The 25495-nt window shown below is 49.6% G+C and carries 20 protein-coding genes; 3 read left to right on the top strand and 17 right to left on the bottom strand.

Translation table 11 applies throughout. The annotated features are described in order from the left end of the window. Positions 1–94 precede the first annotated feature (94 nt). From Q0E49_RS01180 to Q0E49_RS01170, 3 genes are read right to left on the bottom strand one after another with little or no spacing between them, the layout of a single operon-like run. Positions 95–403 carry an MGMT family protein gene (locus Q0E49_RS01180; RefSeq protein ID WP_295745737.1) on the bottom strand — a complete coding sequence of 103 codons (309 nt, stop codon included), beginning with the start codon at positions 401–403 and terminating at the stop codon, positions 95–97. Continuing rightward, positions 390–1649, bottom strand: coding sequence for an MFS transporter (locus tag Q0E49_RS01175; RefSeq protein WP_295745736.1), 1260 nt, complete (start codon positions 1647–1649; stop codon positions 390–392). The genes Q0E49_RS01180 and Q0E49_RS01175 overlap by 14 nt, the downstream gene beginning before the upstream one ends. Positions 1650–1661: 12 nt before the next feature. Further along, the gene (locus tag Q0E49_RS01170; RefSeq protein WP_295745734.1) at positions 1662–2948 is read right to left on the bottom strand and encodes an ectonucleotide pyrophosphatase/phosphodiesterase; all 1287 of its coding nucleotides are present in this window, start codon (positions 2946–2948) and stop codon (positions 1662–1664) included. A 196-nt stretch (positions 2949–3144) separates the two neighbouring features. On the opposite strand from Q0E49_RS01170, the gene Q0E49_RS01165 reads away from it, so the two are divergent. Beyond that, complete coding sequence (locus Q0E49_RS01165; RefSeq protein WP_295745731.1) at positions 3145–4575, top strand: C69 family dipeptidase; 1431 nt, start codon at positions 3145–3147, stop codon at positions 4573–4575. Positions 4576–4654: 79 nt separating this feature from the next. Here the strand turns inward: Q0E49_RS01165 and Q0E49_RS01160 are convergent, their stop codons facing one another. The 14 genes from Q0E49_RS01160 to rpmH all read right to left on the bottom strand — a co-directional run bounded on the left by Q0E49_RS01160 (position 4655) and on the right by rpmH (position 22326). Further along, on the bottom strand, positions 4655–7816 hold the full coding sequence (locus Q0E49_RS01160) for an MMPL family transporter (RefSeq protein ID WP_295745782.1): 3162 nt from the start codon (positions 7814–7816) through the stop codon (positions 4655–4657). Next, on the bottom strand, positions 7816–8406 hold the full coding sequence (locus Q0E49_RS01155; protein ID WP_295745728.1) for a TetR/AcrR family transcriptional regulator: 591 nt from the start codon (positions 8404–8406) through the stop codon (positions 7816–7818). Before Q0E49_RS01155 ends, Q0E49_RS01160 begins: the two co-directional genes overlap by 1 nt. A 150-nt stretch (positions 8407–8556) precedes the next feature. Beyond that, positions 8557–10065 carry a UDP-N-acetylmuramyl-tripeptide synthetase gene (gene murE / locus Q0E49_RS01150; protein WP_295745724.1) on the bottom strand — a complete coding sequence of 503 codons (1509 nt, stop codon included), beginning with the start codon at positions 10063–10065 and terminating at the stop codon, positions 8557–8559. 76 nt (positions 10066–10141) lie between these two features. Further along, positions 10142–12073, bottom strand: coding sequence for an asparagine synthase (glutamine-hydrolyzing) (gene asnB / locus Q0E49_RS01145; RefSeq protein WP_295745721.1), 1932 nt, complete (start codon positions 12071–12073; stop codon positions 10142–10144). Positions 12074–12092: 19 nt separating this feature from the next. After that, positions 12093–13316: a carboxylate--amine ligase gene (locus Q0E49_RS01140; protein WP_295745718.1), complete on the bottom strand. Its 1224-nt coding sequence runs from the start codon at positions 13314–13316 to the stop codon at positions 12093–12095. Positions 13317–13431: 115 nt separating this feature from the next. Continuing rightward, positions 13432–14757, bottom strand: a complete 1326-nt coding sequence (locus tag Q0E49_RS01135; protein ID WP_295745715.1) for a C1 family peptidase — start codon at positions 14755–14757, stop codon at positions 13432–13434. Positions 14758–14828: 71 nt separating this feature from the next. Beyond that, positions 14829–15431 carry a signal peptidase I gene (gene lepB, locus Q0E49_RS01130; protein ID WP_295745714.1) on the bottom strand — a complete coding sequence of 201 codons (603 nt, stop codon included), beginning with the start codon at positions 15429–15431 and terminating at the stop codon, positions 14829–14831. An 80-nt stretch (positions 15432–15511) separates the two neighbouring features. After that, the gene (gene dusB, locus Q0E49_RS01125) at positions 15512–16495 is read right to left on the bottom strand and encodes a tRNA dihydrouridine synthase DusB (protein WP_295745712.1); all 984 of its coding nucleotides are present in this window, start codon (positions 16493–16495) and stop codon (positions 15512–15514) included. A 14-nt stretch (positions 16496–16509) separates the two neighbouring features. Continuing rightward, positions 16510–18435, bottom strand: a complete 1926-nt coding sequence (mnmG, locus tag Q0E49_RS01120; protein ID WP_295745709.1) for a tRNA uridine-5-carboxymethylaminomethyl(34) synthesis enzyme MnmG — start codon at positions 18433–18435, stop codon at positions 16510–16512. Between the two features lie 15 nt (positions 18436–18450). Further along, positions 18451–19839: a tRNA uridine-5-carboxymethylaminomethyl(34) synthesis GTPase MnmE gene (gene mnmE, locus Q0E49_RS01115; RefSeq protein WP_295745706.1), complete on the bottom strand. Its 1389-nt coding sequence runs from the start codon at positions 19837–19839 to the stop codon at positions 18451–18453. 164 nt (positions 19840–20003) lie between these two features. Beyond that, entirely contained in the window at positions 20004–20795 is a 792-nt protein-coding gene (jag, locus tag Q0E49_RS01110) for an RNA-binding cell elongation regulator Jag/EloR (RefSeq protein ID WP_295745703.1), read from the bottom strand. Between the two features lie 57 nt (positions 20796–20852). Further along, entirely contained in the window at positions 20853–21716 is an 864-nt protein-coding gene (gene yidC, locus Q0E49_RS01105; RefSeq protein ID WP_295745700.1) for a membrane protein insertase YidC, read from the bottom strand. Further along, positions 21709–22053: a ribonuclease P protein component gene (rnpA, locus tag Q0E49_RS01100; protein WP_295745696.1), complete on the bottom strand. Its 345-nt coding sequence runs from the start codon at positions 22051–22053 to the stop codon at positions 21709–21711. The genes yidC and rnpA overlap by 8 nt, the downstream gene beginning before the upstream one ends. A gap of 132 nt (positions 22054–22185) precedes the next feature. Beyond that, complete coding sequence (rpmH, locus tag Q0E49_RS01095; protein WP_102280070.1) at positions 22186–22326, bottom strand: 50S ribosomal protein L34; 141 nt, start codon at positions 22324–22326, stop codon at positions 22186–22188. Between the two features lie 507 nt (positions 22327–22833). Between rpmH and dnaA the strand changes: the two genes are divergently transcribed. After that, the gene (dnaA, locus tag Q0E49_RS01090) at positions 22834–24147 is read left to right on the top strand and encodes a chromosomal replication initiator protein DnaA (RefSeq protein ID WP_295745692.1); all 1314 of its coding nucleotides are present in this window, start codon (positions 22834–22836) and stop codon (positions 24145–24147) included. Positions 24148–24325: 178 nt separating this feature from the next. Then, entirely contained in the window at positions 24326–25462 is a 1137-nt protein-coding gene (gene dnaN, locus Q0E49_RS01085) for a DNA polymerase III subunit beta (protein ID WP_295745689.1), read from the top strand. The last annotated feature ends 33 nt before the right edge of the window (positions 25463–25495 follow it).

Raw genomic sequence — 25495 nt, 5'->3', positions numbered from 1 at the left:
ATTAGCAGCAATACCATTACCCCCAGCGATAAAGTTTGTCACTGGCTTCGTAATAAGAAAGCCTCAGTTTCCGTCCAGAAACTGAGGCTTATTTTTAGATCCCATACCACTGACATTTCCTAATATCAACGTGATCAATGTCTTTGAAAGGTACTCCCTCTGCCGCCAACATTGGTCCCTGATCTACCCACCCGGGAACCAGGCGGCCGTTTGCAGTGACAACACGGTGACAGGGATGGTGGCCTTGTCCGCCAAACTTACCGAGGACTTTCCCGACCAGTCGCGCATTTTTTGGCCGGCCAATGAGGCGGGCGATCTGCCCGTACGTTGCCACCCGCCCCTTGGGAATAATATCAACCATCTGTAAAACAGCCGTGGTAAACTGCTCATCAATCTTCGTCATTACCGTCAACTCCTTGCCGGGTTACAACCAGAAAGATCACCAGGCCAATGATAAAAAGGATACTCAACGAACCTGCACCAAGGGTCGATTTGCCGGTCAACTGGGAAACAACCCCAACTAAGACGGGACCAATAATCGCCGAAAACTTCCCCAGGATATTGTAAAAACCGAAGAACTCATTACTAGCTTTTTTGGGAATCAGTCGGCCAAAATAGGACCGCGAGAGTGCCTGAACCCCGCCCTGGCTGGTCCCGATCAGTACTGCTAGGAACCAGAAGTCAAAGAGTGTTTTTAACCTGAGAGCATATAGGCAGATAATGACGTAAACGATAATTCCCACAATCAACGCCCGCTGGGTACCAACTTTGCCAGCTAGCCAGCCGTAAAAGAGTGAACATGGCACGGCAATTAGCTGCACTGCCAGCAGTACCAGCATCAACATCCCCGTTTTGATTCCCAGGTCTTTCCCGATGGAAGTGGCCATGGTAAAGATAGTGTCGACCCCATCGATATAGAAGAAGTAGGCAACCAAGAACCAGCAGGCGCGGCGGTAACGGCTCAGGTGGGTAACGGTTTGCTTTAACCGTCGTAAACTGTCTGTCAACGGGTGATCAACGGCCACCATGCTGTATTTCTGGTGGCCGTGACGGAGGAGGGACCAGCCAAAAATTATCCACCACCCGGCAGCCAGGACAAAGCTAAACTTGGCGATGGCTAAACTCGATAGCCACCCACCAAAACCGTTAGTCAGTTCTGGAATGAGGAAGATGATAAAGGCGATCACCCCACCGAGGTAACCCATCGCATAACCTGCCGATGATACCCGGTCCATTTCCTCGTTGGTCGCAATGTCGGTTAAAAAGCTGTCGTAAAAGAGGTTCCCGCCAGAATAACCAATGCTGGCAAGGATGTACACCAATAAGAGGAGTAGCCACTGTTGACTAGGAACCAGGGCTAAACAGAACGTCAGGATGATTCCCGCAATAGAAAATATGTTTAGCCAGCGGCGCTTCATGTGCGGGTAGTCAGCTAATGTCCCCAGCAGCGGCGCTAGTAACGACACAATGAGGGTGCCCAGGCTGTTAGCATAGCCCCAGTAAGCAGTCGAACTAGCCGCACTGACCCCCGCAGACTCCGCTACCGCCTTAAAATAGACCGGCAAGACCGCTGTCGTCACCAGGATCCCGTAACCTGAATTAGCCCAGTCGTAGAAAATCCATGACCACTGTTGTTTACTAAACTTCACACCGTCATCTCCTTATTTGAGTACATCAAGCGCCTGTCCCGCCGTTGGTTGCGGATAAGTCAGCCCCAATAACTTAGCAAAGGTTGGCCCTTCGTCAACTAACCGGGCTTGGCTAATAGTTGCCGCTTCTTTGATATCCGGACCCGTAAACATGATGGTGGTGTCGTAGTTATCCTGGTTGGGGCCGTAACCATGTACCCCCCGGTAGCGGTCATGGGTCCCCAATGACTGCGGGTTAACCCGTTCGACCACCGCGGGCCGGTTCACTTCGTCAGTAAAGTAGTAGCCGGGAACCGCCTCGACCAGGAAGGTACACTGCGGGTCAGCGCCCCGGTCAGTCGCCTCTTGTGCCGTGTAGACACGTTGCACACCGTCAACGGCCTCGATCATCTTCTTTAATTCTTTCAGGTTAATGTCTCCACGAGTATAAACGTAGCTTTCCCCGTCACAGGTCTTCGCAGTGACCTGCCAGTCTGCTTGATAAACACTTTTACCCTTCAGTGGAGTTAACCAGCCGTGCTTAGCAAAGAGGACGTTCAGGTGAATCATTGAATGAACATTAATTTGGTAGTGGTCGCCGAGGATCGCAAAGTTAGTTTGTTCAAAATTGCCAGCATCCTTCACCGCCCACATGATCTGGGCAACCCGCTGATCCAGTCTTTGCCAGGCTCCCTGGGCTTCCGTTGACCGGACTCCATAGCGGTGGCGGTGACTGTCCATGTCAACCAGGTGAATGAGCGTCAGGTCGGGTTGCTTATTCTTGAGGGTATCAACAGCACAGGCGGTTACAAATTCATCTAACCAGGGCTGCTTGATCCCATGACGGAGGTGGCCATATTTATGGTTCATTTCCAACAAAAAGAGCGGCGAACTGGCCTTCAGCGACACTAAGACCTGGTTGGTCCAAATCCGGTTAGGGAAAATTTCGGCGATATTATACGTAATCTTACTGTCAGCAGTGACGGGCCACAAAAACGCCGCCGTCGTCATCCCCGCCTGCCGGGCCACGTCATACAACGGGGTCGCCTTTACATCCTTGCGGTACCAGTACCAGTCCGGTGAAATGCGTTGCGGCTGTAATTTGGTGTTGTTGATAATCCCGTGGACCGCCGGGTACTGGCCAGTGATGATCGACGTATGTGACGGGTAAGTCAGTGTCGGGAAGATACCTGAGACGTGCTGCACCCAGGTTCCGCTATTACGAATTGCTTTGAGGTGTGGTGCCTGGTCAATCCACTCGTCCAGGTCGCGAAACCCCATTGAGTCGAGTGAAATGACGACAAGTTTATGTGCTTTCATTTTTCTTCAGCTTTCTTCTTCCAGATTGTTTCTATTGTACGCGTCTTTACTAACGATAAGTCAACTATTTTCTGGTGAACGTTTCACGTGAAACAGTGGATGCAAAATCATTATTTTGTCGCAAAGAATCTGTTCCGTCTTCCGATTGCGGTAAAATAAGAAGAGATGATTAATTTCAAGTAAAGGAGTTTTTGCAATGAAACAAACCAAACGATCTGCCTGTACTTCGATCATGGTCGGCAAGAAGGCCTCGCTTGATGGATCAGCTTTCATCAGCCGGAACGAAGACCGGGTCAAGGCCATTGAAACCAAGCGCTTCCTAGTCAAGCCAGCAGTTACTGGTCGCGATGAAACCTACGTCTCACCATACAACCAGCTAACCGTTAAACTGCCAGCCGAGGGAATGCGTTACACTTCCACCCCGAGTGGCGACCAGACGGCCGGGCCGAACGAAGAAGATGGTTTTAACGAAGCTAACGTTGGTGAAAGTGCGACCGAAAGTGTTTATGCTAACTCCCGCGTTCTCGCCTACGACCCCTTCGTTAAAAACGGCCTAGCAGAGGACTCGATGACCACCCTGGTCCTGCCATTTATTCACTCGGCGCGTGAAGGAGTTGAATACCTTGGCCGCCTGGTTGAAAAATATGGTTCGGCCGAAGGGAACGGTGTTCAATTCATCGACCGTGACGATGTCTGGTACATGGAAATCGCAACTGGTCACCAGTGGGTGGCGGTCCGTATCCCCGATGACTGTTATGCCGTCGCCGCTAACCAGATTGCCATCGAGCAAATCGACTTTGCCGACCCGGATAACTATCTGTGGGCCCCTCACATCCGTGAATTCGTTGAAGAACACCAACTTAATCCGGATGACGACCAGTGGAACTTCCGCCACATCTTTGGGACTAACACCAAGAAAGACCACCACTACAACACTCCCCGGGTTTGGTTTGCTCAACGTTATTTGAACCCTGTCGCCGCAGCTAACCAGGGCCCAGAAGATCCTGACATGCCGTTTATCCGTAAGCCCGAACGGAAGATCAGCGTTGAAGATATTCAGTACTTACTGGCCTCCCACTACAACGAAACGGTTTATGACCCGCTTGGTAGCGGCACAGCAGAGCAACGTAAAGTTTACCGGGCGATTTCCCTGTCCCGGACTGCTCAATCCCATATCCTCCAAATGCGGACTAATGTCGATGAAAAACACGCTGCTGTCCAGTGGGTCGAATTCGGGGTTCCCAGCTTCTGTCCGTGGGTTCCGTTTTTCACCAACGCTGATGACACCGACGCTTCCTACCGGGAACTGCCTGACCACATGGACTGGAAGAACGCCTTCTGGCTGTATGAGGCCCTGGCAACCATCGTGGAATCGCACTACCACGAATTTATTGAACCAGCTGAAGACTATAAGAAGGAACTTAATTCCTGGGCTCGCCGCCACCTGGCTGAAGTTGACCAGCGCGCCGCCAACCTGAGTGGTGAACAGTTAACCACTTACCTGACCGCCCAGAACCACCTGATCGCTCGTCATTACCAGCTAGCAACCCGGAAGTTAATCATGAAGTTATTGACAGACGGAGCAGCACTCTCCCAGCTGACGTTTAAGATGGATCCTAACCTGTAATCATTAAGAACAACAAAATAGCTCCTGGGGCCGCACAGACGGTTTCAGGAGCTATTTCTATCTTTTCTTACTTCTTATTTTACTTTGCTTTCTTTGCGGCAATCGCAGCCCGCAGCTTTTCATGACGAGCATGGGTATTACCGTAAGTAAACTTAACGGCTGGTGACATTACCACTGGCATGATAATTACCAGAATAATCAACCCAACAATCACGGTCGTCGCCACTTCAATCAGCGTTGGGATCCCAGAAGGAATCAGTGCGGCAAAGGTTCCGGACAAGATGATGGCGGCCGAGATAACAACGTTCCCGATGTTAGCGCAGGCCCGCAAAATGTTCTTGTTTGGATCATCTTCCGCATCCTGGTAGTCCAGGTAACGCCGCATCAGGAAGATACTGTAGTCAACCCCCAGGGCGATCAGCATGATGAAACCGAAGAATGGTGTGTTCCAGGTCAGCATGTCGCGACCCATTACCAAGTTGATCATCCAGTGGTTAATCGACAGTGATGCCAGGTAAGCCAGGATCAGCGTCCCCATGATGTAAAGCGGCTGGAGCAGTGACCGGGTGATGAACATCAGTGCCAGGGAAATGCCGACAATCATGATGACTGCTGTCCGGACAAAGTCGCCACTGGCCGTCTTTCGGGTGTTGTAAATCCGCTCAGACTGGCCACCCATGGCAACCTTGGCGTCTTCGAGGCTGGTCCCCTTTAACGACTTTCGGGAGATGTTTGCCAGTGAGTTAGCCAGTGCTGCGGCCTGGTAACCAGACGGGTCGGTCTTGAAGACAATCTCAATCCGCGCCGTCTTCTTGTCGTGTGACAAGTAGGTCTTCATCGCTGGACGGAAAGTCTTACTGTGGAGGACCGCATTTGGAATGTAGAAGTGGTTAGCAGCCGCGGCATTCTGCAGGCCGCCCAGGTAAGTGGAGCCGGCTTGCAGCCCCGTCCCTAACTGCTGGAGCCCATTCGTCATCGCTGGACTAGCAGCAGCCAGACGGTTAATCCCGGTATTGAGCTGAACCATCCCCTGGGTTCCCATACCAACAGCGCTTTGAACCTGGCTGAGTCCGCCAGTCAGCTGCTGGATAGCCTGGGTCGCACCAGGCAAGGCAACGTTAGAAGCAGCCGCCAACTGGGCAACTGAAGCCTTGAGCGTCTGTAACTGACCCATCAGGCCGCCCAATGACTGGGCAGACCCGGCAACGCTATTGAGCGAGTTACCAAGTGACCGGTCAGCGGCACCGGCAGCCTGCAGGTTGCCAGCAACTGATTGCAGCTTTCCAGCAAGTGCGGCCTGCTGAGAACCAGCAGAGCTTTGAACACCGTGCAGAATCTGGTTCAAGGCGCCGCCCATCACTTGCTTTTGCTGGTCGTTCAAGTGGGCAGCGTCCATCGCTGCCGCGTATTGCTGCTGGATAGCACTGGTATCCGTGCTACCACTCCCCTGGATACTCTTCAGGGTGTTCCCGGCTTCATTCAGGTTATGCCCAATGATTTGGGCCTGCGTTCCGACATTCGTCAGTTCATTAGTCAGACCAGCGGTGTTGATCGAAGCACCCTGGGCGTTGAGCGCACGGTTCAGCTGTTGAATCCCGCTGTTCAGTTGTGGCAATCCCCGTTGGAGCGCTGCCAACTGGGCAGCGTTGGATCCAGACATCGACGCGTTGAGTTGTTGGCTCAACTGTGTTAGTCCGTTGACCAGCTGTTGGCTACCGGCGGATAACTGGTTAATTCCGTTACCCATCTGCTGGCTACCATTGGCCAGCTGACCGACACCTTTTTGCGCGGTTCCTAACTGCTTGTTCAGCGTTCCTACTTGGTTATTAACGTAGAGCTTCTTAATTTTACTACCATCAGGACGAGTAACTGATGCTGCCAACTTAACGTTCTTATTGGCAGCAATCTGCCCCGTCAACTGGTCAATCAGCATCAAATCTTTCTGGTTATCCAAACGATGGTCCGCATGGATGTAAAGGGTTGACGGTTCAGCCGTCCCCTTAGAGAAGTGGTCCTGAACAACCAGGTACCCCTTCTTTGACGGGACACTGTCGGAAATTTCCGAAGCATCGTTATAATCCAACGGGTGCTGGAAGGTCAACGCCAGTGGAACCATAATAATGGCCACCAGGCACAACGCGATAAACGGGTGAAGCAGCGAATGTTTCGATAGCGCTTGCCACAGTGGACTGTGCGTTTCGCCTTCAAACTTCTTGACTGGCCAAAACATCCGCTTCCCCAACACGATCATGAAGAAGGGGTTGAGGGTCAGCAAGACGATTAGCAGAACCGCAACACCAACGGCAACGCCGACAGCAGAGCGGTAAATACTAAAGTGAGCCAGGCCAAGGGCAGCAAACCCAATCAACAGTGATGAACCGGACATCAGAATCGTCCGCCCAGCTTTCCGCCGGGCATCCAACGTCGCCTCAATATTATCCATACCCGACCCAAGGTTTTCCTTATACTGGTCGTACAAGAGAATGTTGTAGTCGGTCCCGATTCCGAAGAGGACAATCACCATAAAGACCTGGGTAAAGTTGGAGAACGGGAAGTTAAACTTTTCAACCAGGTTGGTAACCAGACTAAAGGCGGTGATGAAGGAAACGCCGACCGTCAGTAAGGAAATCAGCGGGACAATTGGTGAACGGAAGACCAGGACTAAGACAATGAAGATGAAGATGACTGAAATAAGTTCCGTCTTCTTAATCCCTTCCTGGATTGCACCAGAGAAATCGTCCTGCAGGGTCTTGGCACCAGTGACGTAGGTATCAATTCCGCTGGTCTTAATGGCGTTTGCCAATTGCTGATTCGACTTTGAGACGGTGAGGTGGTCGTTGCTAATATTTAACTGGACCAGGACCGTCGACTTGTCCTTAGAAATCAGCTGCTTGCGGGTAGCGGCATTATCATAAGCCGCCGTCATACTCTTAATCCCGTAGCGTGACTTGTGATCGCGCAGCTTCTTAATCGTCTTCTTGACCCGCCGCGTGTCTGCCTTGGTCATCGCGGAATCGCCATTATTGAAGACCAACGCCGTTTCGTAAGTATTCTTGGTCCCCTTTCCCCAATGATTCCGCATCGTGTCAGCAACTTCACACTGCACATTTGACGGCAAAGTGATGTCCGAATGTGCCCGCGTGAGGGCATTAATATTCGGTAACAGGACGATCGCCGCAATGACGATCACAACCCAGGCCAGCAGGGAGCCCAGGTGTCTGTCTCTTATCCATTTCAAAATTATTCCACTCCCTTTTCCTCTGCTGTACTTGGCGAGATCAGCCGCATAAGCATCAAATCGTAAGCGTGCTGCCGTGACTGGCAATCCTTGCTAATCTTGTTTCGGTGATCCGGTAAGAGGTCAATGAAAATAAAGCCAAAGGCTGCCCCAATTAACATCTGCGGGTCAGTTGTTTGTTGGAGTTCCTCATCACCATTGACAATTTTCTTAACAATCTCGACAATCTTTTCCAGTTCGGCTTGAACATTATGCTCGTGTGGGTTCACCTGCATCATGTAGAAAATACTGGTCATAAATGGCTGTTTAATAATTTCAGTACGAACGATATCGCCCATTTTAATAATTGCTTGCTTGCCAGATAAACCAACAATTGAGTCAACGATTTGGTGATACAGCTCATGTAGTACATGGGCTCCCACTAACGACACCAGTTCTTCACGGTTGCGAATGTAGTGGTATAACGACTGCGATCGAATATCCAACCGCTTAGCTAAGGTACTGATAGTTAACTTTTGCAGGCCATCGTGCCGCGCAATCTCCGTTGCAGCCGTCACTACCTTTTCAATACTGAGTGTCCGTGATGCTGCCACGATCTCACCTCCTTAATATAAGCAGTTTATATCTTACTACTATCTCGTTCAATCTACAATCTGTAGAATATGTTTCTTTTTTGTCATTTCCCGGGAAATTAAAAAGCCGGGAGCTATTTCTCCCGACTTAATATCTTATTCTTTTCCTGATTAATCCAGGCCCATGATCTTCCGGGTTAGTTGGTAGTCACCAATGTACGGAATGTCATGACCCTTATCGTGCATGAACGTTTCCCGTCCCTTGGCGGCTTCGAAGATAACGTCGCCCGGCTTAGCCATTTCATAAGCCTGCTTAATAGCACTAATCCGGTCAACATTAATGTGAACCTCGACGTCCGGGTTAGTGATGTTTTCCTTAATATCGTTGTCGATCTTGTGCGGGTCTTCAAAGAAGTTATCTTCACTCGTCAGGATAGCAACATCAGCGTACTTCGACAGAACCTTCCCGATATCAGCACGCCGTGATTCGGCCTTGCCGCCGGCAGAACCAGTAACCACAATCAGCCGTCCTTCAGGGTGTGAAGCCTTCATGTAGTTAAAGGCCTTGGTGAAGCTTAAGTAGTCGTGGGCATAGTCCACACATGCTTCAATCCCGTTGGCATCCGTCAACATTTCCATCCGCCCTGGGACAGTTGTTTCAGCAATCCCCCGCTTCATCTTTTCCACGTCGTTACTGATCTGGGCAACAATTGAAATTGCTGCCGTCGCGTTGCTATCGTTAAAGTCACCAGGAATCTTTGTCTTAAAATCACCACTAACCTGTGGCAGGCCATCATCATGGGTCGCCACGCTGAACTCGCCACCCTTGCCAGACGTAAAGCGGTAATCAGCATCCGTCTGGTCACTACCAAAGGTCACTAACGGCCGCTGGTAGTGACGGGCCTTCTTAGCAATAACGTCGTAGTAGTCAGTGTTGCGGTTGATGAAGAACCGCTCACTATTGACCACTAACTGGCTCTTGCAGTAAAGGTAGTCATCAAAGGTTGGGTGTTCAACCGGGCTGATGTGGTCTGGTGAAATATCCAAAAAGGCCCCGTACTGGTACGTAATTCCCGCCACCCGTGACATCTTGTAAGCCTGACTGGAGACTTCCATTACCAGGTATTGGAGGTGGTTGTCAGCGGCGTCACGCAGCATCGGGAACAAGTCCAGTGCTTCAGGCGTCGTCAGGTGGGAATCAAAGAAGGTTTTCCCGTCAGTACAACTATCGATGGAAGTCAGCCGGCCGACCTTTCCTGGGAAGAGCTCGTTGAGCATGTGCCAGATAAAATACGTCGTGGTCGTCTTCCCCTTGGTCCCGGTAATCCCAATCATCGTGAGTTTCTTATCCGGTTCACCATAGAAGGAGCGGGCAATAACAGCCATTGCCTTGTGCATATCGGTAACAATAATCTGCGGGACGTCCTGGTGGTTATCCGCCAAGTCATCGGTCATCACCTGCTCGGTGATCAACGCAATCGCTCCTGCATCAATGGCCGCATCGGCATACTGGGCCTTAAAATGGTTCCCCTTGCACATAAAAAGTGTGCCGCTTTCAACATGCCGTGAATCATAGGAAAGGTGGTTGACCACCACCTGCTCTTGTTGGTCAGTCAGCTCGTAGTCCCAGTGACCATCGCTAACCGTTTCCTTGTAGAGGCCATGCTTTTGCAACTTCATTACAACTTTTTCCAACGTCATCATAGATAACGACCCCTTTTCTTTTCAAGCAGCTCACTTTTCACAAACTAGACGACTAATCGTTAACTTCGGCAGCCTTTTCGACCTCGTTAGCGCGGTCGTTCTTCCCCTCCTGGGGATCAAAATTGTCAATGAAATACAACTTATACCAAACTAAGAAAGTGTACATCGTCCAAATTTTCCGCCGACCATCAACTTTACCCTTGTAGTTGTCATCGATTAACTGGAGTGCCTTGTCCTGGTCGAAGAATTCCTTAACAAAGTCCTCCGCAAACAATTGGCGAACTTCCTGGTAGAACTTCTTCTCCCGTAACCAGGCCCGTACCGGCGTTGGGAAGCCCATCTTTGGACGAGTTGCCCATTCTTCTGGCAGGTGCCGGTTGGCAGCCATCCGGAAGGCCCACTTGGTACCATGACGGTTGAAGAGGTACTTGGTTGGTGTGTGACCAGCAACTCGCATCACTTCCTTATCAAGCAGTGGAACCCGCAATTCCAGCGAGTTAGCCATGCTCATCTTATCGGCCTTCAGGCAAATGTCGTCAGGCATAAATAAGTGGAGGTCCAGGTACTGTTTCTTGGCGACTTCATCGATATCCTTGTCGGCAATCTTATCAAGGATTGGGTCAACAATGTCATCGAGCGTTGGACCACAATTGTACTTGTCCTGGAGAATATCAGCCGCTTCATCTGGCGAAAAGATGTAAGCCTGACCGATAAAGCCAGATTCCTTCACTGGAGCCAGGGCCCGGAACATGTGCAGCTGGCCATGGAAGTGCTTCCCGTCTAACCACTTGGCAATTTTGTAACGCTTTGCCTGTGGTAACTCCCGCAGCTTATCAGTGAACCAGCGGATCAGCATCGAATTCGAGTTAAACCCGTAATCGATGTAGCCGGCAAACAGTTCGTCGGCCCCTTCGCCAGATAACATCGCCTTATAGCCATGCTCCTTGGCCAATCGAGTTAAGAAGTACAGCGGAATAACCGACGGGTTGGAATCAGGTTCATCCAAGAAGTATTGAATCAACGGGAAGGTATGGAAAGCTTCCTCATTGGTCAGCTTCGCATCGGTATTCTTCAACTTCAGTTTGGCAGCCAATTCCCGTGCCTGCTTGGTTTCATCGTAAGTACTATCGAAACCAATGGAGAAAGTATTATCCGGCCGCATCATTGCTGTAACGTAGCTGGAGTCAACCCCGGCCGACAAGAAGGAGCCGACCTTGATCCCCTTATCAGCAAAGGAATGGGCTTTAACAGAATTAGAAACAACGTCCTCAATATTATCAACAGCTTGGTCAAAGCTTTCATCATCCGGGTCAAACTCGGCATCCCAGTATTCCTGAATGTCGAGCTGGCCATCACGGTAGTGGAAACAATGACCAACTGGCAGCTTGTAGACGCCCTTAAAGAAGGTCTCATCAGTGGCCGAGTACTGGAAAGTCATGTACGGCTTCAGTGCTTCCTTGTTGAGTTCCTTATCAAAGTGCGGGTGGTCCAAAAAGGCCTTAATTTCCGACCCGACAAAGAAGGTCCCGTTCATCTGCGCGTAATACAACGGCTTGATCCCAAAGTGGTCCCGCGCACCAAACATTTCCTTTTTCTTCATGTCCCAAATCACGAAGGCAAACATCCCCCGGAGACGCTTGAGGATCTTGTCACCCCATTGTTCGTAACCGTGGAGGATGACTTCCGTATCGGTATGGGTCGAAAATTGGTGGCCGTCTTTGATCAGCTCTTCACGGAGTTCTTGGAAGTTGTAAATTTCACCATTGAACTCAATCGCCATTGACCGGTTTTCGTTAAAAATCGGCTGGCTGCCAGACTTAACGTCGATAAAACTCAGCCGGCGGAAGCCCAGCGCCACGTTTTCATCGACGTACTGTCCTTCGGAATCGGGACCGCGGTGAATAATCCGGTCCTTCATCTTTTTAATCAGGCTCTCTTTGATTTGCGGCTTTTCATTGTCCACAAACGCAACAATTCCACACATACTGTTTCTCCCATCTCTTTTAGCGTTGAACGAAGTATTTCTGGTAGTTTTTGTTGATAATCCAAAAAGCGTAGTGCATTAACAGCCGTTGTTTGAGAGTATCGCGCTTATCAAAGGCGGTTGTCCCCCACTGGCCGGCTTCCAGCAACTTTTTGGCCCGTTCCTTATACTTGTTCTCCTTGGCGTACTTGTAGAAGACTTTCTTCGGACCGTTCATCCACAACATCTGACCATTGGCATAGTCAGTATCGTCCTTTGGCTGGTGGTAGATAACGTCGTCGGCAACGTACTTCGCCAAGTTATAACCATTCAGCGTACAGTAATACGAACTCCGTCCCTGCCGCAGGTTGATCTCAAAGACTTTGTACTGGCCATCACGGTGGTCATACTTCAGGTCAAAGTCAGCAAAACCGACGTAGTTGATTTCTTCGAGGAACTTGATAATCGTATCGTAAATCTGCTGGTCAAATTCCGGTAGAATCACCATATAGTTCCCGACGGCAACTGGCGACGGGTCCTCCAACAACGGGTGCCCCAGACAAATCATCCGCACGTGGTGGTTGGAATCAACGTAGGCGTTTACCACCCGCATATTGGAATCATCCCCGGGAATAAAGTCCTGGGCAATAAAGTCGCTCTTATAGCCGGCCTGGTAGATTTCCTTCAGCAACTTATCAAACTGTTGACGACGGTCAAGAACAAAGGCCTTTTTTCGCCCCGGGAAGTCAATTCCCAGCCATTCAATGCTGTTGGACGGCTTGAGAGCAATCGGAAAGTCAAACGGTAATTTAATCTTATCAACACCCGCTTCGACATCCTGCTTAGTGATAATCTTCGTCTTCGGATACGGGAGACCATACTTATCAGCCATTTGGTAGAAAGTTTCCTTGGTACCAAGGGCATGGAATAATTTGTGGTCAACGTATGGGCAGGCAAAGTGTTCTTTTAACTCATCCAGGTGTTCTGAAATGAGTTCTGTGTAGCCATCACCACAAGAAAGCAGGAGGTACTTCTTTTGCGGATCCAGCTTAGTGACTAACTGCCGCATCGTCTGGATAAAAACAGGATCCTTATCAAAGCCAGGGACGATTCGCACGTCAGCAAAACGCGTGTAACGGGTCGGCGCCATCGGAACAATTCCGTAAGCAATGCTCTTCACGCCGTAAGCATCGTAAAAGGAACGTGCCATCCCGTAGCAGTTAAAATCGGTTCCCAGCAGGATCGGTTGAAAATCAGCTGTCATTTGCAATTCTCTTCCTTTGAGTATTTCGGTTGGTCTAATTCTGAAACTTCATCATAGCCTATCTAACACCTAAATTCAATGTCCGGTCATGATCGTATCGATTCCTTAACAAAGACTACCGCAGCGAGTCCCAAGCGTTGAGAACAACCGGCTGGCTGGTCAGGATCTCCCTGGTCTCGTCGTCTAAGTACTTTTTATTAATCACTGCTTCGTAGGTGTACTGCTCAAACCAGTCCTGCGTCATCACAAAGTAACCCTTGTCGCCGTTCTTATCGCCCCACGAATTTTCAATCTTCCACCGGTTCGGCTGACCGTCGACCAGGTTAACCCCAGTAAGCGTCATCGCGTGAGAAACTTCACCCTGCCGCGATTCCAATCGGTCAGCCTTACTCATTGATAAGTCAACGCCGAGTAGGTCACTATCCAAAAATAGTTGGGCATCCATCAGCCCCCGCTTGCGATCCATTTGTTGAAGAACATCATTACCAACCCAGACCGTTTCGTTATCCTTTAACTGCTTGATCGCTAATTCCTGCAGCTTACGAAAGGAAACATTGACAAACTGCAACGGTATCCCGCCAACGACGCTGTCTTGAGCAGGCATTGCGTACAGTTTCCCCATTTGGTGGTCGGGTGCATTGGTAATCACGACGTAGTCATGGAGGTCCAGCTCAAAGTAACGGTGGTAAAAGTCAAGCGGGGTAAGGTCGGCATCACGGTGGTACTGGTGGTCATCGTCGCGGTATTCCAAATCAAATTTAACTGGCGGCTTGCCAAAGGCCATCACACAGATCCGGTAAACATCACTCATCATCTCCTGCCGTTTTGCTGCCACGTCATCCATTGAAGCGTGCTTGTCATTAATCAGTCGCCGTAAAACAAGGAAGTCCTTGTGCATCAGCCGGCGAAAAACATCAGCCACGTCATCCGTGTTCTTCGTGTTGAAGGTATCAGGCATCACGTACTCTGGAACAACCCCATACTTCTCAATAATCCCGGCAGCATTGCCCCACTGACCACCGTCAGTCAATGCAAAGTCAACCAGGAAATCAACCGTCCGGTCATGTACCGGCTGGTCAGCAGTCTCCACTACCTGCTGTAAAAAGAGGTTCGCCCGTTCCATCCGGTCCCAGAAAAACAGGTAGTTTTGGGATAACTCGAAGTCCTTCAGCTTGTATTTCAACGCAAACCGGTGCCGGAGAGTGTTAAGGGTCGCAAACGACCAGCAACGACCACTCCGTCGTTGGTTAGTGACCTTGCCAGTCTTGACTTCAACGTTGAACACCCGGTGGTCCCGCTGGCTCACGGCCGGGTTCTCACTTGTCGCTTTGATCCCATTTTTCATTATGGCCCGGGAAATAACTGTCGCACTCTGCTGCTTGGCAAAGTTTTCTTGGTACTGGTTAATCATCTGGGTACTGAGTTGTTCCTTATTTTCCATTCCAAATTCCTCCTTGTTTTTTCTGCATCACATTAAAGAAAAGAGGTTGGTCATCCCCAACCTCTTTCATTTTATTGATAAAAGTGTTTCCACTGGTTGTCGACGTTATTCTTTGCCGGCTGCTTGTGGTTCCAAAAGCCAACCTTCACGACCCCGTCGACCTTCTTTCGCGGCACAAAGCCCCAGTAGCGGCTGTCATTGGAAACACTGCGGTGGTCACCGAGAACAAAGTATTCGCCTGCCGGCACCTTCGTCGCTCCCTTATTCTTCAGCCAGTTATTTTGCTTAGAGATGCTAGCTAACGTCCAGTTACCAGTCCCGACGCCGCGCTGCTCCGCGTTGATATACTGCTGGTTAACCAGCTTACCGTTAACGTACAGCTTGCCATTCTTTGATTCCACTGTATCTCCCGGCAGGCCGATGACCCGCTTCACATAGTCCGTCTTGGTAACTACTTGGGGGTCAACCCCCTGGGCATCAAAGACCACGACGCTCCCCCGGTGGATCTTGGCTGTTTTTATACAAGCAACCCGTTCATTGTTCTGCAGGTTGGGCTGCATTGATGGCCCATCAACCCGCACCAGCTGGAAGACAAACTGCTTGATTAACAATGCAAGCAGGAGGCCGATTGCGACCGGCACCAGCCAGCTCATAATACTTCGCAATGTTTTCATCACAACATCTCTCCAATTAGTGAGTTTGCAATTATCATACCACTATCAGAGCGGTACAAGCACGGAATTCGCTAACCGGCTTATTGACGATCAATCAGTTTGGCAATCAGGTCGTCCATCAGCTTATCCATTTCACCTTCTGCAGTCGCATCCATCAACGCCACCTTTGTCCGCGCCGAATGTGAAATTCCCTTCAAGTAGTACGGTGCCAACCCCCGGAACTCGCGAACGCCGACGTATTCACCCTTCAACTCAATCAACGCGTGAAGGTGGTCTTTAGCCAGAGTAATTTTTTGTTCCGGCGTCGCCTCTGGTAGTAATTCGCCAGTTTCCAGGTAATGAACGGTCCGCTTGAGCATCCACGGGTTCCCAAGGACTGCCCGGCCAATCATGACGGCATCTGCTCCCACTTCATCAAGCATCCGCTTGGCATCCTGCGGGGTTTTTACATCCCCGTTCCCCATAAAGGGAATCGTTAACGCGTCAGCAACCTTTTTCAGGACATCCCAGTCGGCATGGCCGGAATACATTTGTTTGCGTGTCCGCCCGTGCATTGCCAGCGCCGCCGCGCCACCACGTTCAGCAGCCCGCGCGTTTTCAACGGCGTAAACATGGTCGCTATCCCAGCCAATTCGCATTTTCACCGTTACCGGTTTTTCCACTGCAGACGTGACTGCCGAAACCATCTCATAAACTTTCTCCGGATCCAGCAACCATTTCGCACCGGCATCAGTGTTAACCACTTTATTGACGGGGCAACCCATATTAATGTCAATTACATCAGCTTCCGTATGTTGGTCGACGTATTCTGCTGCCTGCACCAGGGTATCCTTGTCGCCCCCGAAGATTTGAATTCCCATCGGGTGCTCGGTCGGGTCAACCTTCATCATCTTCATTGTTCGCTTATTGTGGTACATGATCCCATGATCAGAAATCATTTCACATACTACGTAGCCCGCACCGAAATGCTTGCAGATCACCCGAAAAGCAGAGTTGGTAACCCCCGCCATTGGTGCCACAACCACCTGGTTAGGAATCGTCACGTTGCCAATTTGCCATTCCATCGTTATTTCCCCCATTACTTCGTCTTTTTGGCGTGTGCTGCGTACCCACTTTGCAGGTAAACGCTAAGAATTGCGAGGTCGGCCGGGTTAACCCCGCTGATCCGTGAAGCCTGCGCCATCGTCTCCGGACGAATCTTTTCCAGCTTTTGCCGGCCTTCGGTTGCTAGCCCATCAATATCATCATAGTCGATGTCGGCTGGAATCTTTTTCGCTTCCATCTTCTTCAGCTTAGCAATCCGTTCTTCTTCTTTCTTGATGTAGCCAGCATACTTGAGTTGAATCTCCACCTGCTCAATTTCTTCCCGGGTGAGCGGCTGACCAGCGGCGGGAATAAAGTTTAGCAGTATCTGGTAGTCCACGTATGGACGCTTGAGGAAGGTAGCCGCTACCACTGCGTCCTTCAGCTGGTTGTCCCCGTGTTCCTCAATAAAACGGTCAACTGCTTTGCTCGGTTTAATCCGGACGTGCTGCAAACGGTTAATCTCAGCCTCGATTCGGGCCCGCTTTTCTTGTAATTTAGCATAGCGTTCATCGCTAATTAAGCCCAGTTCATGACCCTTAGCAGTCAGCCGCAGGTCGGCGTTGTCATGACGCAAAATCAGCCGGTATTCCGCCCGGCTAGTCAACAACCGGTATGGCTCCTTGGTTCCCTTCGTTACCAGGTCATCAATCATTACGCCGATGTAAGCATCCGAGCGTTGCAGGACGAAGGGCGACTTGCCCAGTGCTCGCCGCCCGGCATTAATCCCGGCAATCAGTCCCTGGCCAGCCGCTTCCTCGTACCCGGAAGTTCCGTTAGTTTGGCCAGCGGTGTAGAGGTTCGCCACCAATTTTGTCTCAAGGGTGTTCTTCAGCTGGTATGGCGCCACCACATCGTACTCGATCGCGTAGCCCGGCCGCATCAATTCAGCGTGCTCCAAGCCCTTAACCGAATGAACCATTTGCTGCTGGATTTCTTCAGGCATCGAGGTCGAAAGACCATCAACATACCATTCATCGGTTGTTCGTCCTTCTGGTTCCAAGAAGATTTGGTGGTGGTCTTTATCGGCAAAGCGAACGATCTTGTCTTCAATTGATGGACAATATCGTGGGCCGACGCCCTTAATCACTCCGGAAAACATCGGTGCCCGCTTGAGGTTCTGGCGGATAATTCCGTGGGTTGTCGGGTTCGTGTAGGTCAGCCAGCACGAGATTTGGTCGCTCACTGCCAGGTAGTCACTATCCGGGGTCGTAAAACTAAAGTGATGTGGCGTTTCATCCCCCGGCTGCTCTTCAGTTTCGTTGTAGTTAATCGTATTGCCGTTAATCCGTGGCGGCGTCCCGGTTTTGAACCGTTCGAGGTCAAAGCCGAGCTTTTCGAGGCATTCCGATAGTTTCACGGCCGCCTTCGAGTTATTTGGCCCGGACTCGTAAGTTAGTTCACCAATAATGATCTTGCCACGAGCGGCGGTTCCGACCGTTAACACGACAGTCTTAGCGTGGTAGCAGGCCCCGGTATTAGTCACCACGCCCTGGCAAACGCCATTTTCAACCAACAGGCTATCAACCGTTGCTTGCCGGAGTGTCAGGTGTGGCGTTTCTTCAATCGTCTGCTTCATCGTCATGTGGTAGGCATGCTTATCCGCCTGCGCCCGCAGTGCACGAACCGCTGGCCCCTTGCCGGTATTGAGCATTCGCATCTGCACGTAGGTCTGATCGATGTTCTTACCCATCTGGCCACCAAGGGCATCAATTTCTCGCACAACAGTCCCCTTTGCCGGTCCGCCCACTGATGGGTTGCACGGCATAAAGGCAACCATTTCTAGACTGATTGTCACTAACAGTGTCTCATTACCCATCCGGGCGGCCGCCAGTGCAGCTTCACAGCCGGCATGACCAGCACCGACAACTACCACGTCATACTTCCCAGCATCATACTTAATTCCTGGTGTTTGTTTCATCATTTTCTCTCCGTTCTATTTTCCGAGGCAGAACTGACTAAAGAGTTGGTCTAACAGCTCATCCTGATAACTATCACCGGTAATCTCACCAAGCAGGTCCCAGCACCGTTTTAGGTCAATCTGGACCAGGTCCACTGGCATCCCGTTAGCAATTCCAGTTAAAACGTCGTCAAGGGCCCCCTTGGCCTGTTTCAACAGGGCTGTCTGCCGGGCATTGGTTACCATTACCGTCTGCTGACTATTACTAAGTCCTTCCTTAAAGAAACGGTGCTTGATCGTTTCTGCCAGCGTTGTAATTCCCTGGTTGTTGGTAACCGAAAGAGGGATTACCCGGTCATTACCGAGTAGTGAGCTCAATTGCTCAGCCGTTGTCTTCGCTGGCAAGTCAACCTTGTTGAGGAGGACAATTCGTGGGTGGTTGGCCGTTAATTCAATCAGCTGGCGGTCTTCTGCAGTGAGCGTGGTTGAGCCATCGATGAGCAACAAAACGAGGTCGGCGCTCTTTAAGGCCTGCCGACTTCTTTCAACACCGATTTTTTCGACGGTATCATTCGTCTGACGAATCCCTGCAGTGTCAATCAGTTTTAGCGGCACTCCCGCGACGTTCACGTATTCTTCAATCACATCCCGGGTTGTCCCGGCAACGTTTGTCACAATCGCCTTGTCTTCGTGGAGCAAGGCGTTCAGCAAGCTCGACTTGCCGACGTTCGGTCGACCAATAATGGCCGTTGCTAAGCCCTCCCGCAGGATTTTCCCCTGGGTCGCAGTAGCTAGTAAGTCCACCAATTTTTTACGCAGCGACGTGGCGTGCTCCTTCATCAATTTGGTAGTCATGACTTCGGCATCATCATACTCCGGGTAATCAATATTAACTTCCACCTTGGCAAGGACGTTCAAAATTTCCTGGCGTAATTGTTTAATCAACCGTGACAAACTGCCGCCGAGTTGGTTGAGGGCCACCCGCCGGGAATCATTAGTCTTGGCACTGATCAAGTCCATCACTGCTTCAGACTGGGAAAGGTCTATCCGGCCATTGAGGAAGGCCCGTTTAGTAAATTCTCCTGGTTCGGCAAGCCGTGCGCCGTTACTCAAAACCAGCTCCAAGATCTGGTTGGTCACTAGTAATCCACCATGACAATTGATCTCAACCACGTCTTCGCAGGTGTAGGTTTTCGGCGCCCGCATCACTGACACCATCACTTCATCAATTTGTTCGCCACTTTCGGGATCGACCACGTGCCCATAATTAATGGTGTTCGTCGCGACCTTTTGTAAGTTCTTTCCCCGGTATAGCTTCTGGGCCACTGCAATCGCCGCGGGGCCGCTAATCCGAATGATAGAAATACCACCTTCACCAACCGGGGTCGATATTGCCGCAATTGTTTCCTCATTTGACATGGTCATGCCTAAGCCTCCTCTTTTCGACCAAGAAAAAAAGCGCATCGTCCATCCCTAGCAGATAACTGCCAAAATGGTCAAAGCACTTTCACTACTCTAACTAGCTCATTTTATTAATTTCAGCCATTATTGTACGAACCATCGTGCTGATTGTCAACTGCTAACGCCACCTATTCGGCCGGTGCTACGACAACACTGCGAAATGGTTCACGACCATGTGAGTAGGTCTTTACCTGTTTATTGTTTTCCAGCAACTGGTGTAGCTGCTTGCGTTCACGCGCCGGCATCGGATCCAGGAAAACGGCCTGGCCAGTAGCAATCACTTCCGTGACACAGTCAGCTGCTAGCCGTTCAATCGTCTGTGAGCGCCGTTGCCGGTAGTTATTAATGTCTAACGTCAAGTGCGGATCATGAACACCGTGATAATCCAGAAAGGCTGACGACAGTTCTTCCAGGGCGTTGATTCGCTTGCCATGGTAACCAATAACCTTGGCGGGAGTATCACTCTTCAATTCAATCGTCAGTTGGTGAGCGCGAATCGTTGTAGGCGTTGCCGTGACTGTTACCCCCAAGGCGGACAAACTATCTACCAGGTAAGTACAGCACTTGCCGGCGGCTTCCTTCATTTTCGCGAGGTTCTTCCGGTGGTTAGCGGCTGCCTGTCGACGCGCTGCTTCAGCCGGGTCAACTGGGGCCTTTTGCACCTGCTTAGTTTTAGTTGGCTGTTGCTTTACAACATTTTTAGCCGGTTGTTGCGTGTCGCGGGGCTGCTGGTCAGCCTTCTTCCGTTTTGCCGGCTTATTCACTGTTACTTCAATAATTGCTTCCCGGCGGCCAATACCCAAAAAGCCATGGCGTGGTTCCTGTCTAATGGTCACCTTCATCATTTCCCGGGAAATATGAAGTTCCTGTTCCGCTGCCGCAATGGCTGCTGCAGTTGTTTTGCCCTTAAATATTTGCAAATAATCATCCCCCTATCAAAAAAGACCCGTTAGTCAACGAGTCCTCTTCAAGCAATATTAATGACGGTGGTTGCGAAGGGCTTTCCGCTTTGCACGGCGAATTTTCCGCTTCCGTTCCTGTTCAGCCGCTGCCTTTTCTTTCCGTTCACGATTAATCTTAAACGGATTCTGGATCAGCAAGGTTTGAACAACCTGGAAAGCGTTAGTTACTACCCAGTAAAGGGTAATCGCAGCTGAGAACTTGAGGGCCATGAAGAAGATCATGATCGGCATTCCCCAAGTCATCGCCGTGGTCATCCCGTTCTTTTCCGGCATCGAGGCCATTGCTAACCAGGAACTAGCAAGGGTGAACAGAGCAGCAAGAATCGGCAAAACATAGTACGGATCCGGGTGCCCCAGTTGCAGCCAGAGGAATGTCCCACTCCGCAGTTCATTTGTCCGCCAAATAGCCTGATACAATGCCCACATAACTGGTAACTGAACCAGTAATGGTAGCATCGTCGCCCATGGGTTAACCCCCGCTTCCTTGTACAACTTCCGCTGTTCTTCCTGCATCTTCATTAATGATGCACGGTCGCGAGAAGAATACTTCTGCTGCAACGCCTTTAACTGTGGCTGAAGTTCCTGCGTCTTCACCGTCTGCTTAGTCTGATACCACATCAGTGGCAACAGAATAATCCGAATGATGATGGTAAAGATGATAATCCCCATTCCGTAGCCGCCGAAGTTCTTCGACAACCAAATGATGAAACGAGAACAGTTATAGACGATATCATGATCCCAAAAACCAGTACTGTGGCTGGTAATAGGGGCATTCGAACAGGCTGTCAGTAAAAATGTTAAGCCAACAATGCTCAGTAGGCTTAACCACCGTTTTAGTCGTTTCCGAGATTTTTTCAAAGCAGTTCCTCTCTTAGTCATTCTTGATTAGTTTGGCCAGCTTAAGCGCGTGAACCAAGTTCTTTTTTGTTTCAGCCATCGACAGGCCATCGGCTGATGGCCGGGCGATTACCAAGAAATCAACATCCGACCGCAACTCTGGTTTTACTTCCAAGAGTGTCTGCCGAATCCGACGCTTAACCCAGTTCCGGTGAACGGCATTCCCAATCTTCTTACCAACCGAGATGCCGACCCGAAAATGGTGCTGCCCAGGTTTTGCCATCTGGTAAATAATAAACTTATGGTTTGCCACCGAATTATGAGTTTCAAACACCCGTTGAAAATCTTGTTCCTTTTTAACGCGATATGATTTCCGCATTTGACCCTGCCTCACCAACTTGTCTTGAGAACGTCAAAGGGGCTCGGCAAACGCTGGCTACAACTGAATTGCAGCAAAGTTGCTTGCCAAGCCCCTTTGGTTATTTAAACACCGCTAATTGCGGTTGCTTTATTAAACAGATAAAACTTTGCGGCCCTTTTGACGGCGGCGTGCCAGCACCTTGCGGCCGTTGCTGGTACTCATCCGCTTACGGAACCCGTGTACACGAGCGCGGTGACGCTTCTTTGGTTGGTATGTGCGCTTTGTTGCCATGACAGTGGCACCTCCTTATTATTTACGGTCTATGATAACCTGGCGCCCGACAAACCAGACGCACTGATATAAACATACTGCGTTATTCTATCACAAAAGCAAAATGGTTTAAACCCATAATTTCAAGCAAAATTTTTTTAGTTATCCACAGTTTTCCCCAAATAATCCACAGCGTTGTTTTTTTCGTCAGTAAGTTAGCAAATTATCCACACGGTTTTTCAACGATTGCGGGGCTTTCCACAAGCTGTTAATTATTTTATCCACAGTTGTGGAAAAACCGGGAGGCACCGGTTACAAACAGCGAGCTGACGGCAATAGTTATCCACAGACGACTGTGCAAAACTTCTGTAGTTCTCCCAGTTATCCACAAACACACAACCCTGTGGACGATTTACACACAGCGTTGTGTAATCTGGGGGTTAATTTTTTCACAGCCTGTGGAAAACTCCTAATGGCAATGATAAAATATCGGTTGTCTGTGTAATAAGTAATGAGGAGGAAATCATTTTGACTGAGCTCGATTCTCTTTGGGAAGCGATCCAGAATTATCTTCGCAAAAATTATAAGGCAATGACTTATGCGAACTTAATTGCTCCGGCAAAAGCTGTTTCTTTAGAAAACAACGTTTTGACGATTACCCTGCCAAATAAATACCTCGAGAACTTTTGGCAAACGGAAGTTGATCCCAAGGTAAAAAGCGTCCTTTTTCAACAAACTGCAACGCACTTGGAAACCAAGTATGCATTGCCGGATCAACTACGCGAAGAAACGGTCGCACCGACTAAACCTACCTATAAAGAACAAACACCGCTCAACCCTGAATACACCTTTGATAGTTTTATTCAGGGCCAAAGCAACGTGATGGCTTACGCATCGGCTTATGCTGCCTCTGAAGATCCCGGTGGCATTTACAACCCACTACTGATTTACGGTGGCGTTGGGCTGGGCAAGACGCACCTAATGCAGGCCATCGCTAATAACATGCTGGTGCACAACCCCAACGCTAAAATTAAGTACGTTACTAGTGAAAATTTTATTAACGATTACGTTAACTCCATTAAAAACAACAGCCAGGAAGAATTCCGTCAAGAATACCGCAACCTTGACGCGCTCCTTGTCGATGACGTCCAGTTCTTCTCCAAAAAGGAGGGGACGCAGTTAGAGTTCTTTAACACCTTTAACTCCCTGCACGATAACAACAAGCAGATTGTCCTCACCGCCGATCGCAACCCTAACGAAATTCCGGACATGACGGACCGGCTGGTATCAAGGTTTATGTGGGGGATTCCAGTCGAAATTACTTCACCAAACCTAGAAACACGGATTGCGATCCTCCGGAGCAAGGCCGAAGAAGAGCAAATTGATGCCCCCAGCAAGGTCTTAAACGTTATCGCCTCACATATCAACACCAATGTGCGGGAACTCGAAGGCGCGTTGATGAAGGTCAAGGTTTTGTCCCAAATTAAGCATGAGCCAATCTCCTTAGAATTAGCGCAGGAAGCCCTGCAGGGGATGAACACCACGGCTGCCAACACCCTTGATATCGACCTGATTCAAAAACGAGTGGCTAGTTACTACAAGATTGACCAAAGCGACATCACCGGTCGTAAACGGACCAAGAACATCGTCGTCCCGCGGCAAATTGCGATGTACCTGTCACGTGAACTAACAGACAACTCCCTACCACAAATTGGGAAAGAATTTGGTGGGAAGGACCATACCACGGTGCTGCACGCTATTGATAAAATTGAAAAAAAGCTGACTACTGACCCAACATTGAAAGATGATATCCAACATCTTAAAATGGACTTACAACAGTAGGTGTGGAAAACTCAGGAGGAAATCCACCACTTTTCCACAAGTTATCAACATATGGAAAACCGCAGTGGGCTTTGCTTCTCCCTGACTTATCCACAATTTCCACAGCGCCTAATACTACTACTATTTTTTATAATTATTATTACTGTATACACCCGCGCACCACAAGGAGTCATTTTCTATGAAATTTACAATTAATCGTCCAGCATTTATTAGTCAACTTAACAATGTGTTACGTGCTATTTCGTCAAAAACGACATTGCCGATTTTGACAGGGTTAAAAATGGTGGTCTCAAACGAAGGTATTTTGTTAACTGGCAGTAATTCTGACATTACAATCGAATCTTCAATCACTAACAGTGATGAGCAGTACGAATTAACTGTTGATGAACCAGGAGCAATTGTTCTCCCGGCACGCTTCTTTATCGATATTATTAAAAAGCTGCCAGATAAAAATGTCACGATCCAAGTTGCGAATGGGTTTGAAGCACAGATCACGTCTGGACAGGCAGAATTTAAGATTAATGGACAAGACGCCAATGCCTATCCAAAACTTCCGGAAATCGATGCTAACGATGCCGTTGCACTGGCTCCCGAGATGTTGAAAGAAGTGATTAACCAAACGGTGATTGCCGTTTCCAACCAGGAAAGTCGGCCAGTGTTAACAGGGATCCACGTAACGTTAGCTGATGGTTTATTGACGGCGGTGGCCACGGATAGTCACCGACTAGCACAACGGAAAGTGACTGTCGACACGTCTGATCAACAGTTCAATGTTGTGATTCCTGGTAAGTCACTGCAAGAGCTGTCTCGGATGATCGGTGACGATAAGGACGACGTCAAATTGCAGATTGCTGATAACTTAGCATTATTCACTTTTGGCAATATTCGTTTCCTGTCACGGCTTATCGAAGAAAGCTACCCGGAAACCGACCGCTTAATTCCAACGACTAGCGATACGGTAATTGAAGTTAATGCGGCTGATTTTCTTTCATCGATCGAACGGGCTTCACTGCTGAGTCACGAAAGTCGTAACAATGTGGTTAAGTTGACGATGCAACCGGATAATAACCAGGCTAAGATCAGTGGTAATTCACCGGATGTTGGTTACGTTGAAGAACAGGTCAGCCACAGTAGTCTGACCGGGGCTGACTTGGAAATTTCCTTTAACCCTGACTACATGAAGGATGCGCTCCGTTCGTTTGGTCAAGCCAAGATTACGATGTCCTTTACTTCACCATTGCGGCCATTCACGTTAGTGCCAGATGGTGATGGGGAGAACTTTGTTCAATTGATTACGCCAGTACGGACGATTTAGTCGTTGATGATGATTAGAATTAAGAACCGTGAT

Origin of the sequence: uncultured Limosilactobacillus sp., from assembly GCF_934202235.1 — a bacterium.
Classification (GTDB): domain Bacteria; phylum Bacillota; class Bacilli; order Lactobacillales; family Lactobacillaceae; genus Limosilactobacillus.
This window is presented reverse-complemented; position numbering and strand designations above follow the sequence as displayed.